Annotated in this window: 14 protein-coding genes; 4 read left to right on the top strand and 10 right to left on the bottom strand. The window is 65.0% G+C overall.

The window, feature by feature from the left end:
- The first annotated feature begins 271 nt into the window (after window positions 1-271).
- Window positions 272-1,468, top strand: coding sequence for an amidohydrolase family protein (locus I6F35_RS19410; protein ID WP_225119270.1), 1,197 nt, complete (start codon window positions 272-274; stop codon window positions 1,466-1,468).
- A gap of 166 nt (window positions 1,469-1,634) precedes the next feature.
- On the opposite strand, the gene I6F35_RS19415 is transcribed toward I6F35_RS19410, so the two are convergent.
- The 10 genes from I6F35_RS19415 to I6F35_RS19460 all read right to left on the bottom strand — a co-directional run bounded on the left by I6F35_RS19415 (window position 1,635) and on the right by I6F35_RS19460 (window position 11,467).
- Window positions 1,635-2,831, bottom strand: coding sequence for a DUF1236 domain-containing protein (locus tag I6F35_RS19415; protein ID WP_225119271.1), 1,197 nt, complete (start codon window positions 2,829-2,831; stop codon window positions 1,635-1,637).
- Between the two features lie 99 nt (window positions 2,832-2,930).
- On the bottom strand, window positions 2,931-3,386 hold the full coding sequence (locus tag I6F35_RS19420) for a MarR family winged helix-turn-helix transcriptional regulator (protein ID WP_225119272.1): 456 nt from the start codon (window positions 3,384-3,386) through the stop codon (window positions 2,931-2,933).
- 17 nt (window positions 3,387-3,403) lie between these two features.
- Complete coding sequence (locus I6F35_RS19425; RefSeq protein ID WP_225119273.1) at window positions 3,404-4,108, bottom strand: ABC transporter ATP-binding protein; 705 nt, start codon at window positions 4,106-4,108, stop codon at window positions 3,404-3,406.
- Window positions 4,108-4,896: an ABC transporter ATP-binding protein gene (locus I6F35_RS19430; RefSeq protein WP_225119274.1), complete on the bottom strand. Its 789-nt coding sequence runs from the start codon at window positions 4,894-4,896 to the stop codon at window positions 4,108-4,110. The genes I6F35_RS19425 and I6F35_RS19430 overlap by 1 nt, the downstream gene beginning before the upstream one ends.
- Window positions 4,893-6,782 carry an ABC transporter permease gene (locus tag I6F35_RS19435; protein ID WP_225119275.1) on the bottom strand — a complete coding sequence of 630 codons (1,890 nt, stop codon included), beginning with the start codon at window positions 6,780-6,782 and terminating at the stop codon, window positions 4,893-4,895. Before I6F35_RS19435 ends, I6F35_RS19430 begins: the two co-directional genes overlap by 4 nt.
- 206 nt (window positions 6,783-6,988) lie before the next feature.
- Window positions 6,989-8,188: an ABC transporter substrate-binding protein gene (locus I6F35_RS19440; protein ID WP_225119276.1), complete on the bottom strand. Its 1,200-nt coding sequence runs from the start codon at window positions 8,186-8,188 to the stop codon at window positions 6,989-6,991.
- A 26-nt stretch (window positions 8,189-8,214) separates the two neighbouring features.
- Entirely contained in the window at window positions 8,215-8,799 is a 585-nt protein-coding gene (locus tag I6F35_RS19445) for an amino acid synthesis family protein (RefSeq protein ID WP_225119277.1), read from the bottom strand.
- 37 nt (window positions 8,800-8,836) lie between these two features.
- Window positions 8,837-9,742: a UPF0280 family protein gene (locus I6F35_RS19450; RefSeq protein WP_225119278.1), complete on the bottom strand. Its 906-nt coding sequence runs from the start codon at window positions 9,740-9,742 to the stop codon at window positions 8,837-8,839.
- Entirely contained in the window at window positions 9,739-11,178 is a 1,440-nt protein-coding gene (locus I6F35_RS19455; protein WP_225119279.1) for a 6-hydroxynicotinate reductase, read from the bottom strand. Before I6F35_RS19455 ends, I6F35_RS19450 begins: the two co-directional genes overlap by 4 nt.
- A gap of 46 nt (window positions 11,179-11,224) precedes the next feature.
- Window positions 11,225-11,467: a hypothetical protein gene (locus I6F35_RS19460; RefSeq protein WP_225119280.1), complete on the bottom strand. Its 243-nt coding sequence runs from the start codon at window positions 11,465-11,467 to the stop codon at window positions 11,225-11,227.
- A gap of 39 nt (window positions 11,468-11,506) precedes the next feature.
- On the opposite strand from I6F35_RS19460, the gene I6F35_RS19465 reads away from it, so the two are divergent.
- From I6F35_RS19465 to pncB, 3 genes are all read left to right on the top strand, one after another.
- Entirely contained in the window at window positions 11,507-11,974 is a 468-nt protein-coding gene (locus I6F35_RS19465) for a (2Fe-2S)-binding protein (protein WP_225119281.1), read from the top strand.
- The gene (locus I6F35_RS19470; RefSeq protein ID WP_225119282.1) at window positions 11,974-15,510 is read left to right on the top strand and encodes a molybdopterin cofactor-binding domain-containing protein; all 3,537 of its coding nucleotides are present in this window, start codon (window positions 11,974-11,976) and stop codon (window positions 15,508-15,510) included. The genes I6F35_RS19465 and I6F35_RS19470 overlap by 1 nt, the downstream gene beginning before the upstream one ends.
- Before the next feature lie 67 nt (window positions 15,511-15,577).
- Entirely contained in the window at window positions 15,578-16,882 is a 1,305-nt protein-coding gene (pncB, locus tag I6F35_RS19475) for a nicotinate phosphoribosyltransferase (protein WP_225119283.1), read from the top strand.
- Window positions 16,883-16,901 lie beyond the last annotated feature (19 nt).

Consider the following 16,901-nt stretch of genomic DNA (forward strand, 5'->3'; position numbering starts at 1 on the left):
GCTCAAGGCCGGGACGACGGGAGGAGAGGTTCTGATTCAAATTTCGAACAGCTCTCCGCTGTCGTCTCCGCGAAGGCGGACGCCGCAGGTGGGGGCATGGATCGCTTCGGCCCGCTCGCAATGACGGAGGTGACGCACGAACCGCCGTACGCTCGGTAAAAGGCCTTTTCAACCAATATCATTTGTATACTAATAAACAATCCGACTTGATCGAAGCGTCAGGCCGCGGGCACAATCGGCGGCAAAGGCATTGAGCGAAAAAGGACGAAGCATGGCCCACGATGCACCCCAGGCGACCGGACCGAGCAAGCTGGTAATCCGCAATATCGGGCTGTTGCTGTCGGGCGCACTGGAACAGCCGATCCTCGATGCGGACACCATCGTGGCCGAGAACGGCAGGATCACGGGTATTGGTCGCGCCAAGGACGTCGACAGCGAAGGCGCCACCACCATCGTCGATGCCAATGGCACGACGGTGGCGCCCGGGCTGATCGACAGCCACGTCCATCCCGTCGCCGGCGACTGGACCCCGCGGCAGAGCCAGATCAACTGGATCGACAGCTATCTGCACGGCGGCGTCACCACCATGATCTCCGCGGGCGAGGTGCACATGCCGGGCCGCCCACGCGACGTGGTGGGCTTGAAGGCGATGGCGATCTTTGCGCAGCGCGCGTTCTGGACGCTCCGGCCCGGCGGCGTGAAGGTTCACGCCGGCGCGCCGGTGATCGAATGCGAAATGGTGGAAGAGGATTTCAAGGAAATGGCCGCCGCCGGCGTCAAGCTGCTCGGCGAAGTCGGCCTCGGCGGCGTCAAGGATGGCCCGACCGCGCGGAAGATGGTCGGCTGGGCTCGCAAATACGGCATCCAGAGCACGATCCACACCGGCGGTCCCTCAATCCCGGGCTCGGGCCTGATCGACAAGGATGTCGTGCTGGAAGCCGACACCGACGTGGTCGGCCACATCAATGGCGGCCACACCGCCCTGCCCGACGACCAGATCCGCTGCATCTGCGAAGGCTGCAAGCGCGGCCTCGAACTGGTTCACAACGGCAATGAGCGGTCAGCGCTGTACACGCTGCGCACCGCGCGCGAGATGGGCGACCTTCACCGCGTCATCCTCGGCACCGATGCGCCGGCCGGCTCCGGCGTGCAGCCGCTCGGGATCCTGCGCATGGTCTCGATGCTGTCCTCGCTCGGCGAACTGCCGGCCGAGCTCGCGTTCTGCCTCGCCACCGGCAACACCGCGCGGATGCGAGAGCTGGATTGCGGGCTGATCGAAGTCGGCCGCGCGGCCGATTTTGTGCTGATGGACAAGGCGCAGCATTCACCGGGCAAGAACATTTTGGAGAGCGTGCAGCTCGGCGACCTGCCCGGTGTCGGCATGACCATCATCGATGGCATCGTCCGCACCCAGCGCAGCCGCAATACGCCGCCGGCGGGGAAAGTGCCCGAGATCGTCGGGCGGTGACTTAAACGCTGTTGCGCGCCGCCCCGCGTGCGGGGAGAGGTCGAATTCGAGCGCACCTCGAATTCGGGTGAGGGGAGTCTCCGCGAGCTCATCTCTGACCGCATGTGCGGATAGAGCCCCTCACCCCACCCTCTCCCCGTAAGAACGGCGAGAGGGTGAAGATGCTTCAATCGATCACCTGCACGACCTTCTGCTGCTGCGGATCGACCAGCACGATCTGGTCGCCAACGGCGAGATAGCGGTAGTTGCCGAGATCGGGATTGTTGCGCACCATCTCCTCCGGCACCGGCTGCAGCGACAGGCAATTCGATGCCGACATGCCGCCCGACGGCGCCGTCGCACCGACCGTGGCCGACGAACCCCGCACCAACTCCCTGAACCTCGGACGCATATCGTCGCTGATGACGATGCGCTCGCGGCCGTAGGCTGCGACGCCACCGTAGCCCGGCCTATCGTCGAGGATGTCGACGACTTCGCGCCGGCGCGGATCGATGATGACGACCCGGTCGTCGACGAGCGTGTAATCGTAGTCGCGATATTGTGGAACGATCCGCACGATGTCCCCAGGCAGCCGGTGCGGCTGGATGCCCGGCGGCAACCGCTGTCCGATATTGACCGTCACATTGGAGGTCCGGGTCGCCGTCCGCTCGCGCCGCAGCTGGTCCACGATCTGCCTGCGCTGGTCGTCATTGACGTTTGCGGCACGCTGACCAGCCTGTCCGGTTCTGGCGCCCTGGTCCTGGGTGGTGTCGGTCGGCCGCGCACCCTGCTGCGTGGACGTGCCCGAGGGCTGGGCCGCCTGATCACGCTGATCCCTGCGGTCGCGGTCCATCTGCTGCTGCGTCTGCTGTCTGCTATCGGCGGGCTGCCGAGTGTCCTGCGCGCGGTCCCGTCCGGTCTGGTCTCCACGGCCCCGCTGCTGTTCGGTGGCCTGATCGGAATCACGGCCGCGCTGCTCGTCCCGGCTCTGCTGCCTGGTGCCTGCCGCCGGACGATCACGGCGATCCTGATCCTGGGTTTGCCGGGTCGGCTCCCTGCTGTCACGCCCTTGCGGCTCCTGAGCCTGCTTGCCTCGCTCACCCGGGGACTGGCTCTCGCCACGTTGCATATCCCTGCCGCCGCCCTTCTGTTCGGATTGAGTGCGCTCCTTCATCCGATCGGCCGCGCCGGAACGATCCATGTCCCTGGATTGGACGTCCCTGGACTGAGCGCCCGAACGATCCATATCTTTCGACTGAGCCGCCGGCGTCTGTGCGTGGGGGCTATCCTCGCGCCGCTGCGATTGATCCGGCGCCTGCGCAATCGCCGCGCCGGCTCCAATCGTCAGGGCGATTGCTGTCGTATAAAGCCAATTCATCCTCATTGGGGGAACTCCTGTTGGTTCCTCCTGCCCGCCTATTGAATGTTCCAATGTAAGCCGCGGGCTTTTGTTCCGCCGACGTTAACGCGCATGTCGATCGTTTCAGCGCAGTTTGCTCAGCAGCGCGATCAGCGTTTCCCGCTCCTTGCCTTCGAGTGGCGCCAGCGTTTCCTTCGTGATCGCCAGCGCGTTCGGCGCGGCTTTTTCGACCGTCAGGTGGCCGGCGCGGGTCAGGCTCACCAGCAAACGACGGCCGTCCTCGGGGTCAGGACTGGTCTCGGTCAGGCCCCGCGCGGTGAGGCGGTCGATGACCCCTTTGATGGTGGCGACATCCATCGCCGTCAGCCGTCCGAGCTGGTTCTGCGAGCATGGCCCGGTCTCGGCAAGCTTCGACAGTGCCGCCCATTGCGGGGACGTCAGGTCGACGCCGATCTCGCGGGCGAAGATGGTGGCGTGGCGCTGCCAGACCTGGCGCAGCAGGAAACCGATCTGCTCGTCCAGAATGTAGCTGGTCTTTTGCGGCTTCGGACTGCGCTTCGCGACCCCGTTCCTGGCCATGACTAGACCCTCCCCTGTCACAGCGACAGATGCGCGTCGCGGATGTCAGGCCGCGCGTCGAGCTCGGCCATGGTGCCGCCGAAGCAGATGCGGCCGCGCTCGATGATGTAGGCGCGATCCGAGATCAGGCGCGCGAAATGCAGGTTCTGCTCGGAGACGACGATGCTCACGCCTTCCCTCTTCATGGCAAGGATCGCGTCGACCATCTGCTCGACGATCTTCGGCGACAGGCCTTCGGACGGCTCATCGAGCAGCACCAGCGATGGATTGCCCATCAGCGTGCGCGCGATGGTGAGCATCTGCTGCTCGCCGCCGCTCATGCGCCCGCCCGCACGTCCGCGCATCTCGCCGAGATTTGGAAACAGCGCGAACAGCTTCTCGCGCGTCCAGTATGGCGCGTTCTCGCGCTTCGGTTGACGGCCAACCTCGAGATTCTCCTCGACTGTCAGGTCGGTGAAGATGCGCCGCTCCTCCGGCACATAGCCGAGCCCGCCGCGCACGATCGCATGTGTCGGCTCGCGTGAAACGTCCCTGCCCTCGAACACGATGCGACCCGAGCGGTTCTCGACCAGGCCGACGATGGAGCGGAAGGTGGTCGACTTGCCGGCGCCATTGCGCCCGAGCAGCGCGACCACTTCGCCCTCGCCGACATCGAGCGCGATATCGAACAGGATATGCGCCGGGCCATAGAAGCTGTTGAGGTCCTTCACCTGGAGCTTCATCAGTGCGCTCCCTCGCGGTGGCGCGCGTCATAGACCAGGCCCTCGCCTAGATAGATGGCGCGGACCTGGGCATTGCCGCGGACCTCCTCGGGTGAGCCTTCTGCGATCAGCGCACCGCGGTTGAGCACCAGGATGCGGTCGGCGTGCTCGAACACGACATCCATATCGTGCTCGGTGAAGAGCACGCCGATCGACTGCTCCCGCGCGATCGTGGCGGTGAGCCGCATCAACTCGATGCGCTCGCGCGGCGCCATGCCGGCGGTCGGCTCGTCCATCAAGAGCAGCTTCGGCTGGTTGGCAAGCGCGACTGCAAGCTCGAGCCGTTTGAGATCGCCATAGGCGAGCTCGCCGCAAGGTCGCTCGGCATAGGCGCCCATGCCGACGAGATCGAGCAACCGGCCAGACTCGTCGCGCGCAAAACCGGGCGTCGAGCTCCAGAGATTGAAGAGCTGGTGCCGATGCGAGACCAGCGCGACCTGCACGTTCTCGCGCACCGTCATGGTCGGAAAGGTCGCGGTGATCTGGAAGGTGCGCCCGACGCCGAGCCGCCAGATCGCGCGCGGTTTCTTGCCGGAAGTATCCTCGCCCAGGATCGTGACCCGGCCGGAATCCGGCGTGTTCTGACCGTTGAGCATGTCGAAGCAGGTGCTCTTTCCCGCGCCGTTCGGACCGATCAGCGCCAGGATCTCGCCGGCGCGCAGTTCGAAGGAGACGCCGCGCACGGCGTGCACGCCGCCATAGGACTTGGTCAGGCCTTCGACCGACAGCAATGTGGGGACCATGCTCATTCGGCGGTCTCGATGCGCGAGGTGAGAAGCGGCGAGTTCGATGACGACGATTTGCGGCGGCGGTTGAGGATGGATTCCAGCGTGCCCACGATGCCCTTCGGGAAGGCGACCACGATCAGCACGATGAAGGCGCCGAGCACCAGTTTCGACCAATCGGTCTGGCTGACCAGCCAGATGTTCAGCGCCTTGTAGACGATGGCGCCGACGACGCCGCCGAACACCGTCTCGACGCCGCCGAGCAGCACCATGACCAGCGCATCGACCGAGAGCGAGATGCCCATGTTGTCGGGGAAGACGCTGCCCTTCAGATATGCGAATAGCGCGCCGGCGAGGCCGGCTACGGTGCCCGCGATCACGAACGCGGTCCATTGGATACGCTTGCCGTTGATGCCGATCGCCTCGCTCCGCAGCGGCGAATCCCGCGTCGCCCGCAACGCAAAGCCGAACGGCGAGAACACGATGATACGGAGGATCAGAACCGCAAGCGCGGCGATGCCGAGCGAGAGCCAGTAGAAATGCGACGGGCTCGCCGCCCATTTCTCCGGCCAGACGCCGAGGATGCCGTTGTCGCCGCCGGTGACCGCGACCCATTGGAACGCGATCGACCACACGATCTGCGCAAAGGCGAGCGTCAGCATCGCGAAATAGACGCCGGAGAGCTGCACGGCGAAGAAGCCGAACACGGCGGCGCCAACGAGCCCGAGCAGCGGACCGAGCAGCAGGCAGGCGATCATCGGCAACCCTGCGAGCTTGGCGAGGAAGGCAACGCCATAGGCGCCAAGGCCGAAATAGGCGGCATGGCCGAAGGAGGCGAGCCCGCCGACCGACATCAGGAAATGCAGGCTGACGGCGAAGATCACGAAGATCGCGATCTCCGAACCGACGGTGAGCGCGTAATTGCCGCCGAAGAACGGCAGCCCCGCTGCCACGATCAGCGCGGCAACGGCGGCAAGCCGCTCGTTCGAGGTCCAGGGACGCCAGGGATTGACGGTGAGGCCCGGTGTGCGGCGCGCCGGTGCCTCCGGCTTGCCGAACAGGCCCCATGGCCGGACGATCAGCACCACCGCCATCACCAGGAAGACCAGGATGATGGAGATCTTCGGGAAGATCAGGATGCCGAAGGCGTTGAGCTCGGAGACCAGCACGGCGGCGACGAAGGCACCGATGATGCTGCCGAGGCCGCCGATCACGACGACGACGAAGACCTCGACGATGATGCGCAGATCCATCGCGTGATGCACGGCATCGCGCGGAATCTGCAGCGCGCCGCCGAGCGCGGCAAGGAAGACGCCGACCGCAAACACGCTGGTGAACAGCCATTTCTGGTTGACGCCAAGCGCGGCGACCATGTCGCGGTCCTGCGTCGCCGCGCGCACCAGAATGCCCCAGCGCGTGCGCTGGAACAGCAGCCACAAAACGCCGAGCACGACAGGGCCGAGCACGATCAGGAACAGGTCATAGCTCGGCACGCTCTGGCCGAAGAAATCGACCGCGCCCTTGAAGCCGGGCGCGCGGCGGCCGAGCAGATCGCTCGGGCCCCAGATCAGCACGACGATATCCTGAACCATCAGCGTCAGGCCGAAGGTCGCGAGCAACTGGAACAGTTCGGGCGAATGATAGATCCGCCGCAGCAGCACCATCTCGACGAGCACGCCGACCACGGCGACGACAAGCGCGGCGGCAACGATGCCGCCCCAGAAGCCGAGCGCGCCTTCGAGGCGCTCGGTCAGCGTGAAGGCGAGATAGGCGCCGAGCATGTAGAAGGCACCATGCGCAAAATTCACGATCCGCGTCACCCCGAAGATGATCGACAGCCCAGAGGCGACCAGGAACAGCGAGGCGGCGCTGGCAAGTCCGGTCAGGAACTGAACGACGTAAAAGGCCATCGGCGATCCGGGTTGGAGTGGTTGGCTACGTGACTTGGTTCCGAGTGCGTGGCGCATCCTTCGAGACGGCCGCTACGCGGCCTCCTCAGGATCAGGTCTGAATTCCCGGAGCTCTCAGAACTCCGGGACGAGGTCTGAGACCCTCATGGTGAGGAGCGCGGCAATGCCGCGCGTCTCGAACCATGAGGCCCAGTCTGACCCGTTCATCAATCCTTCGGCCGGAGCTTTTCGATCTCGGCGTCGCTGGGCAGATAATCGGAGCCCTTCTTGTAGGAGGACTCCACCATCACGCCCTTGCCGTCCTTCAGTGCGGTCTTGCCGACGTAAGCACCCAAAGTCGACTGGTGATCGATCTTGCGGAAGGTGATCTCGCCGAATGGCGACGGCACGGACAAATCCTCGGTCGCCGCGATCAGCTTCTCCGGATCGGTCGAATTCGCCTTGGTCAGGATCGCCGCCGCCGACTTGATGGTCTGGTAGCCGACGATCGAACCGAGCCGCGGATAGTCCTTGAACTTCGCCTGATACGCTTTCAGGAATTTGTCGTGCTCCGGCGTATTGATCGCGTACCAGGGATAGCCGGTGACGATCCATCCCTCCGGCGTCTCGTCCTTCAGTGGATCGAGATATTCCGGCTCGCCGGTGAGGAACGAGACCACCGCGCGGTCCTTGAACAGGCCGCGGGTATTGCCCTCGCGCACGAGCTTGACCAGATCGGCGCCGAAGGTGACGTTGAGGATCGCTTCCGGATTGGCGGCGGCGACCGCCTGTACCACGGGGCCGGCGTCGATCTTGCCCTGCGGCGGCCATTGCTCGTCGACCCAGACGATGTCGGGGCGCTTCTCCGACATCAGCTTCTTGAACACGGCGACTGCGGACTGGCCGTATTCATAGTTCGGCGCGATGGTGGCCCAGCGCTTGGCCGGCAGTTTTGCGGCGGCTTCGACCAGCATTGCCGCCTGCATGTAATTCGAGGGACGCAGGCGGAAGGTGTAGCGGTTACCCTTCGACCAAGTGATGGCGTCGGTCAGCGGCTCGGCCGCGAGGAAGAACACCTTCTTCTGGTTGGCGAAGTCGCTGACGGCAAGGCCGATGTTGGAGAGGAAAGTGCCCGCGAGCATCGCGACGTTCTCGCTCGAGACCAGTTCGTTGGCCGCGGTCTGCGCATCCGCCGGCTTGCCGTTGTCATCCTTGGAGATGACGACCAGCTTCTTGCCGTTGATGCCGCCGCTCGCGTTGATCTCCTCCACCGCGAGCTGCCAGCCCTTGCGATAGGGCTCGGTGAAGGCGGGCAACAGCGAATAGCTGTTGATCTCGCCGATCTTGATCTCGCTCTGGGCCATGGCGGCATCAGCCATGCCCGCAACCAGGACCGCGAGCCCTGCCCCAATCAAATAATTCCGCATCCCTTACCCTCCGATGTCCAACAAAATTATCTCAAACCGTCTTCGCCCTTGATCTCCGCAACCGTCAGCCCGCCGACACGCGGCAGCGGCCGGCCAGAATCGGTGACCGCAACCGCAACCATGATCTCGTCCGCCCGCGGCGCATCGTTGATCTGTACCTCCATGCCATCGAAATGGCTGCGGACAAACGCCGCATCCTTGTGGCCGAGCGGGATATCTAGCGTCGTGCCTGGACCAGAACGCTTTTTCGAGGACGGAATCAATGCGGCTCCTTTACCCAGGACCTTGCGGACGGGCGCACCCATCTTCGGATGCAAGATCGCGGCCGCATGCTCGAGCTCGCCGTTTTCGCCGACGGCGGCGGCCTTTCCATAGGAATGCGCCTTGGAGCCCTCGATGCCGAGCGCCGCCACCGCCCGTTTCGACAGCAATTCGCCGAGTTCCTCGCCAATCGCAATCAGGGGCGAGAGGTCCTCGACATAGCGGCCGGCAAAGGGGTTCTCGATCACCGCGATCGCCGCCGCGCGCCTTGTCGGCGGGACGATGGTCTTGCCCATCTCGATATGGGTCTCCTCGACCACGGTGACGATCTTGCGAATGATGGCATTCATCGTTGTCAGCCCTGTTCGTTTCCGCCCCTGTTCCTGCTCAGGCCCGCGCATTCTCTGTCGCGCCTGCATGAACGAGTCGCGATTCCGGTATCTTGAGCGCTTGCGCCCTCACGATAACGGTCTCGCCGAAGAGGCGCAGCGCTGCCCCTTCGATCAGTCCAGCGCCAAGACATTGTCGCGCGCAAACCGCACCCGCTTCAAGGGCATCAGCGATCTCGCGGTCGGACAATTCGCCGACCTCCCGCGTCACCAGGCGGGGGCCGAGGTCGCTGTCAGTCTGGAATTCGTTTGCCGGGCGGCGGACAATCGCCGGATGCCCGGGCAGGTCGACCGCGTTGGCGATGACGGTTGCGGCGGCATCCGCTTCGGAGGCGGTCCGCGCCAGCACGGTGACGGCATCGGCGATGCCGAAAGAGAAGCTGCGGCCATGACGACCGCTGGTGGCGACGCCGCGGACGGGATCGTCGGCGTGGATCACCATGGTCTGCAGCAGGCCATGGCTATCGGGGCGATCCATCAGGCCGACGGTGAACTGCTCGTCGCCGGCCAGATGCAAGGCGATGTCGCCGCCATTATTGACATAGGCGTGATCGAGCCGCGCGGCCTCCAGCATCGCGCCGAGAATTTCCTCCGCCACGCTGCCCGCGACCGCAGCCATCGGCGTGATGAAGCGATTAGCGGCAAATGGCACGACTGCCGCATGCATGCGCCGCGCGATCACGCCTTCCAGGGCGCAGTGCATCGGATGGGCCGCCTTGCGCAATTCGCCGAGCTCCATGCAGAGCCCATCCAGGAGGCCAGTGAAGCGGCACACCGCGGCATCATAGGCCGCCCGAATCTCCAGCTCGCTTCCCGTCGCCTCCACGATCAAGTCGATCGGTCCGTCCTGCAAATGCAGCCGCTTGCCATCCGGAAGAAGCGCGATTTGCGGACGTCTCGTCATGGTCGCCTCCCCGAAGTGAAGGGCATGGGTCGAATTTCCGCGCTGTCTCGCAACGACGACAGCGGCCGCACATAATCCATGTGGCCGCCGAGCGCCGCATAGTCGGAAAGTCTTAGCGTGAACTCGATCGGCGCGACCAGCGCCGGCGTCGGCACGTAGCCGAACGCGCCGGCCGGCATCTGCGTGACATCGACCATGAAGGTGATGCCGCCGCCCGGCCAGACATAGACAGGCGCGCCGCCGCTGGTGACGCGGGTCAGTGCCTCCTTCACCGAGCGCGTCAGCCGCACCGGATTGTCGGTGACGCCGGCGCGCAGCGAACCGCCGGCGCCGGCCATGAACAGCACGGTGCACAGCGCCGGCTCGCAATTCTCCTGGATGCGCTCGACCGAGAATTTCAGGTCAAGCGGCATCTCCTGCTCGATCGGCCGCAGCGCCTCGTCGAGCACGTAATAGGCCGCGTGCTCGCCTGTCGTCGAGACCATCAGCATGGTCAGCCCTGGCCGCGCTTCCTTGGGATCGAACGGGCCCAGCACGGAAAGCGGATCGGAGATCCTGGTGCCGCCCCAGCCCGTGCCGGGCTCGGCAACCTGGAAATAGCGGCCGGGCGTCGAGCGACGGCCTTTCATCTTGATGCCGGTGTCGGCGATATCGAGCAGCTTGCCGGCCTGGTGCTCCGAAAGCACACCGGTGATGTGGTCGTCGACGACGACGACCTCGTCGACCTTGCCGTGCCACTGCTTGGCGAACATGCCGATGGTCGCCGAGCCGCAGCCGACCCGCATGCGCTCTTCCTGCACGCCGTTGACGACAGGCGCCTGGCCCGCCTGCACCACCACCGTGGCGCCGCCGTCGATGACAAGTTCCACCGGCTTGCAGTTGGAAAGATCCATCAACGTGTCGCAGGTGACGCGGCCCTCCTTCTTGGAGCCGCCAGTCAGATGATGCACGCCGCCGAGCGACAGCATCTGCGAGCCATATTCGCTTGTCGTGACATGCCCGACCACCTCGCCCTGCGCGCGCACCGCGGCGGTCTCCGGGCCCAGATAGCGGTCGGTGTCGATCTTCACCTTGACGCCGCAATAGGAGAAGATGCCTTCGGTCACGACCGTGACCATGTCGACGCCGTCGATTTCCGACGACACGATGAACGGCGCCGGCTTGTAATCGGGATAGGTGGTGCCCGCGCCGATCGCGGTAACGAAGATATCGCCTTGGTGGACGATCTTGCCATCCCAGTCGCCGCTCGCCTGGAACGGCACCACGCGCCCGCCATGCTCGAGCGCGCGCGACAGCACGATATGCGGATCGACGCGCACCAGCCTGCCGTCGTGATTGGCATAGCGATCGCAGGCGCCTGCCGCGCCGGGCTTGATGTAGCACATCACCGGACAGGCATCGCAGCGGATCTTGTCAGAAGTGGCAACGTCGGCCATCGCGAACAAGCCTGGTGTTGGGAGGCGGCGTCATCTAGTCCCGGCATCAACTGCCGGGCATATCGTTCGTATACGAATGATCCTGCGCGCAGGTGGTAAGCCTGTCAAGCGGTTGCAATAGCGAAAAACCACGGCTGCCGAATAAAACCTCATTTGCCTCCCCGCTTTGTCCAGAAAGCGGGCAACGCAGTGCAGCAATAAGCTGATGGCTTGCACGTTTGTACACAAACGTTATCCTCCGATCTCGCCGCTCGCCGATTTTGCGATCGCGATTTTGCAACGCAATCATCGAAACTCTTAATCGAAGCCTTTGGAGACCACGAGCACGATGCGCCTGACCGTCAACGGCAGGATTTTCGATGTCGACGCCGCTCCGGACACCGCACTGCTTTACGTGCTGCGCAACGATCTCGAACTGAACGGACCGAAATATGGTTGCGGGCTCGGCGAATGCGGCGCCTGCGCCGTGCTGATCGACGGCGTCGCGGCGCGGTCCTGCGTGATCCCGATCGAGGGCTGCGTCGGACGCGACATTGTGACGCTCGAAGGGCTCGGCACGCGCGAACGTCCCGATCCCGTGCGGCAAGCCTTCATCGCCGAGCAGGCCGCGCAATGCGGCTATTGTCTCAATGGTATGATCATCACGACCAAGGCGCTGCTCACGCGTAACCCGCATCCGACCGAAAACGAGGTGCTGGAGGCGCTGCGCTACAATCTCTGCCGCTGCGGCGCGCATATCGAGATCATCCGCGCCGCCATGCGCGCGGCCGGTCACGAACTCGGGGCGCGCGATTGATGGCGTCGCAGGACAATCCCACGCGGCCGCAAGGCTCGCTATCCGTCGTTCGGCGATCGGAAGCGAACGGCGCGTTCGAGACCTTCATCAAGATCACCGCGGATGGCTTTGTCACCGCCTATAACGGTCATGTCGATCTCGGCACCGGCATCCGCACCGCGCTCGGCCAGGTCGTTGCCGAAGAGCTCGACGTGTCCTTTGCGCGCGTCGTCGTGGTGCTCGGCGATACCTCGCAGACGCCCAACCAGGGCGCGACGATCGCCAGCGAGACCATGCAGATATCGGCTGTGCCGCTCCGCAAGGCGGCAGCGCAGGCGCGTCATTTTCTGGTCGCGCGCGCAGCAGAGCGGCTGGCGCTGTCACCCGAAGCACTGACCATTGAGGATGGTCTGGTGCGCGGCAAGGACAACCGCAGCGTCACCTATGGCGAACTGATCGCGGACGAGACCATTCGCCTCGAACTCGCCGACGATGTGCCGGTGAAGACCGTCGACGCCTACTCCGTGGTCGGCCGCTCGGTGCCGCGTGTCGATCTGCCAGCCAAGGCGACCGGCGAACTGGTCTATGTCCACGACGTGCGCGTGCCCGGCATGCTCCACGGTCGCGTGGTGCGGCCGCCCTATGCCGGCGTCGATGCCGGGCCGTTCGTCGGCACCAGCCTGGTTGCAGTCGATGAAAGCGCGGTGCGCGATATTCCTGGACTTGTCGCGGTAGTGCGGATCGGCGACTTCGTCGGCGTCGTCGCCGAGCGCGAGGAGAACGCGATCAAAGCAGCGGCGCAGCTCAAGGTCACCTGGAAGCCGGGACCGACGCTGACCGGTCTCGATAATGTCGAGCAGGCGCTGCGCGCGAATCCATCGACGCCACGCATATTGCTCGACAAGGGCGACGTCGACGCGGCGATCAAGGCCGCCGCAAAGCCGATGCAGCGGACTTATCTCTGGCCCTACCAGATGCACGGCTCGATCGGCCCATCCTGCGCGGTGGCGGACTATCGCGACGGCGCGATCCGCGTCTGGTCGGGTACGCAGAACCCGCACATCCTGCGCGGCGACCTCGCACTCCTGATCGAGCGGCCAGAAGCTGAGATCGAGGTGATCAGGATGGAGGCGGCCGGCTGCTATGGCCGCAACTGCGCCGACGACGTCACTGCGGATGCGCTCTTGCTCTCGCGCGCGGTCGGCCGTCCCGTGCGCGTGCAGTTGACGCGCGAGCAGGAGCACGCCTGGGAGCCGAAGGGAACCGCGCAACTGATGGATGTCAATGGCGGCCTGAATGCCGATGGCAGCGTCGCCGCCTACGATTTTGCCACGCGCTATCCCTCGAATGGCGCGCCGACACTGGCGCTCCTGCTCACCGGGAGGATCGCGCCGACGCCAGCCGTGTTCGAGATGGGCGATCGCACCGCGATCCCGCCTTACGATTACGAACATATGCGCGTGGTCGCGAACGACATGCCGCCGATCGTGCGCGCCTCCTGGTTTCGCGGCGTCTCGGCGCTGCCGAACACCTTTGCGCATGAATCCTATATCGACGAGCTCGCAGCCGAAGCCGGCGTCGATCCGATCGAATACCGGCTGCGCTACCTGAAGGACAAACGCGCCATCGACCTCGTCAACGCGGTTGCCGAACGCGCCGGCTGGAAACCGCGGCCGGTGCGCGAGGAGAAGGTCGCGGACGGCGACATCGTGCGCGGGCGCGGCTTTGCCTATGCGCTCTACGTCCACAGCAAGTTCCCCGGCTATGGTGCGGCATGGTCGGCGTGGATCGCCGACGTCGCGGTCAACAAGGCAACCGGTGACGTCAGCGTGACGCGCGTGGTGGCCGGGCAGGATTCCGGGTTGATGATCAATCCGGACGGCGTGCGCCACCAGATCCATGGCAACGTCATCCAGTCGACCAGCCGCGCGCTGATGGAGGAAGTCTCGTTCGAGCGCGGCGCGGTGACGGCGCGCGAATGGGGCGCCTACCCCATCATCAAATTCCCCGAGCTTCCCAAGATCGACGTGCTGATGTTGCCGCGGCAGGACCAGCCGCCGCTCGGTGTCGGCGAGTCCGCTTCCGTGCCAAGCGCTGCCGCGATCGCGAACGCGATCTATGATGCGACCGGTGTTCGTTTTCGGGAGTTGCCGTTCACGCCGGAGCGCATCCTCAAGGGATTGCACGGTGAGCAACCGACTGCTCCGGCCGCGTTGGCGCCTCCGCCGCCGGCTCCACCGGACAAATGGCAGAGGCCGTTCGCAAAACGCACCGGCCTGCTTGCCGGCGTCGCCGCACTGTGTGCCGCCGTCATCGGCATCGGCGCAGCCGTGCTGCCGTGGCGGGCGATCGCGCCGATCGCGCGGCCGGATGCGTCGGTCTATTCGGCCGCGACCATCGCCCGCGGCAAGAAGCTGGCGGCACTCGGCGCCTGTGCCGTGTGCCATACCCCAACCGGCGGAATGCTCAATGCCGGCGGGCGGCCGCTGGAGACGCCGTTCGGCATCGTCTACGCGACCAACATCACACCTGACGTCGAGACCGGCATCGGCGCGTGGTCCTATCCCGCGTTCGAGCGCGCGATGCGCGAAGGCGTCCATCGCGACGGACGGCATCTCTATCCGGCCTTCCCCTACACCCATTTCGCCAAGGCCAGCGATGCCGACCTGCAGGCGCTCTATGCCTACCTGATGGCCCAGGCGCCGGTGCGCGCGACAACGCCGGAGCATGAACTGAAGTTTCCGTTCAACCTGCGTCCGCTGCTCGCCGGATGGAATGCGCTGTTCCACGATACGACAACATTCCAGCCCGATCCGACCAAATCGGAGATTTGGAATCGCGGCGCCTATCTGGTCGAAGGTCTCGGCCATTGCAGCGCCTGCCATTCGCCGCGCAACGCGCTCGGCGCCGAACTCAAGCATGCCTATCTCGCCGGCGGCTTTGCCGAGGGCTGGGAGGCGCCGGCGCTGACGTCGCTTTCGAAAGCGCCGATCCCCTGGAGCGAGGACGAGCTTTACGCCTATTTGCGGACCGGCCAATCCCGCTTCCACGGTGTCGCGGCCGGGCCGATGACGCCGGTCGTGAAGGAATTGGCCGCCCTGCCCGATCAAGACATCCGCGCCATGGCCGTCTATCTCGGCTCCTTCAATGACACGGCCAAAGACAGGCCGGCACGGGAGGCGGTCGTTGCGAAACTCGAGGCCGCAACGGCGACGAGCGCGGTTGTGCCGGCCTCCATCGGCGCCCGCCTCTACCAGGGTGCGTGCGCGGTCTGTCACGAGGTCGGCGGGCCGCCTTTGTTCGGCAGCCGGCCATCCCTGTCCTTGAACAGCAATCTGCACAGCTCGGTCCCGGACAATTTGATCCAGGTGATCCTGCACGGCATCCGCGAACCTGTAGCCAGCGATCTCGGTTATATGCCGGGATTTAGGGACAGCATGACCGACGGCCAGATTGCCCAGCTCGCCTCCTATCTCCGGCGGCAGTTCGCCCCGGACAAGCCGGCCTGGACCGAGATAGAGGCCACCGTCGGCAGGATCAGACAGGGAACACGCTGAGCTGCCCTGCTTTGGCTCTGGGCAAATCCTACTGGTTGGGCGGCTTTTGGCAGGCTAGAGTTCCGTCATGACGTTTACGGATATTGCAACCCGGACCTACAACCATGGCTGGCGGCTCGACCCGATCGTGCGCAGCCTGCTCGACACCGATTTCTACAAGCTGTTGATGCTGCAGATGATCCGGGAATTCTATCCGGACACGCGCACGACCTTTTCGGTGATCAACCGCACCAGCCGGGTCCGGCTCGCCGAGGTGATCGACGAGGGCGAATTGCGCGCCCAGCTCGACCACGCCCGCACCATCCGCTTCAGCAAGAAGGAACTGATCTGGCTCGCCGGTAACACGTTCTACGGCAAGACCCAGATGTTCTCGCCAGACTTCATCAACTGGCTTTCGAATTTCCGCCTGCCCGAATATGAGCTGCACAAGGTCGACGGGCAGTATGAACTGCATTTCCACGGGCCGTGGACCCACACCACGATGTGGGAGATCCCGGCGCTCGCGATCCTGAACGAATTGCGCTCGCGCGCGGCGATGAAGGGCCAGGGCCGCTTCGCGCTCGACGTGCTCTATGCCCGCGCCAAGGCCAAGCTGTGGGCCAAGGTCGAGCGGCTGCGCAAGCTGGACGGCTTGCGGCTGTCGGACTTCGGCACCCGCCGCCGCCACGGGTTCCTCTGGCAGCGCTGGTGCGTCGAGGCCGTGAAGGAGGGGCTGGGACCGTCCTTCACCGGCACTTCGAACGTGCTGCTCGCCATGGACAACGACCTCGAAGCGATCGGCACCAATGCGCATGAATTGCCGATGGTGGCTGCGGCGCTGGCCAATTCGGACGAAGAGCTGCGCTGGGCGCCCTACGCCATCCTCGATCAGTGGCGCCATACTTATGGCGGCAACCTGCTGGTTGCCCTTCCCGACGCCTTTGGCACCCGGGTGTTCCTGCGCGACGCGCCGGATTGGGTCGCGGACTGGACCGGCTTTCGCCCGGACAGCGCACCGCCGATCGCCGCCGGCGAAGAGATCATCAAGTGGTGGAAGCAGAAGGGCCGCGATCCCAGGGAGAAGCTCCTAGTCTTCTCCGACGCCATGGATGTCGACTCGATCGAGGAAACACACAGGCATTTCGCCGGCCGCGTCCGCATCAGCTTCGGTTGGGGCACCAACCTCACCAATGACTTCGTCGGCTGCACGCCTGACGGTTCCGCCGATCTCGACCCGATCTCGATCGTCTGCAAGGTGACGTCGGTCGACGGCAGGCCGGCGGTGAAACTCTCTGATAATCCGGAGAAGGCGACCGGCATCCCCTCCGAGGTCGAGCGTTACGTGCGCGTGTTCGGTAATGCGGGCCGCGTGCGCGCCGCCGTGCACGTCTGATATAAGCCCGCCCCAACCC

This window comes from Bradyrhizobium sp. BRP22 (genome assembly GCF_020194175.1).
Lineage (GTDB): Bacteria > Pseudomonadota > Alphaproteobacteria > Rhizobiales > Xanthobacteraceae > Bradyrhizobium.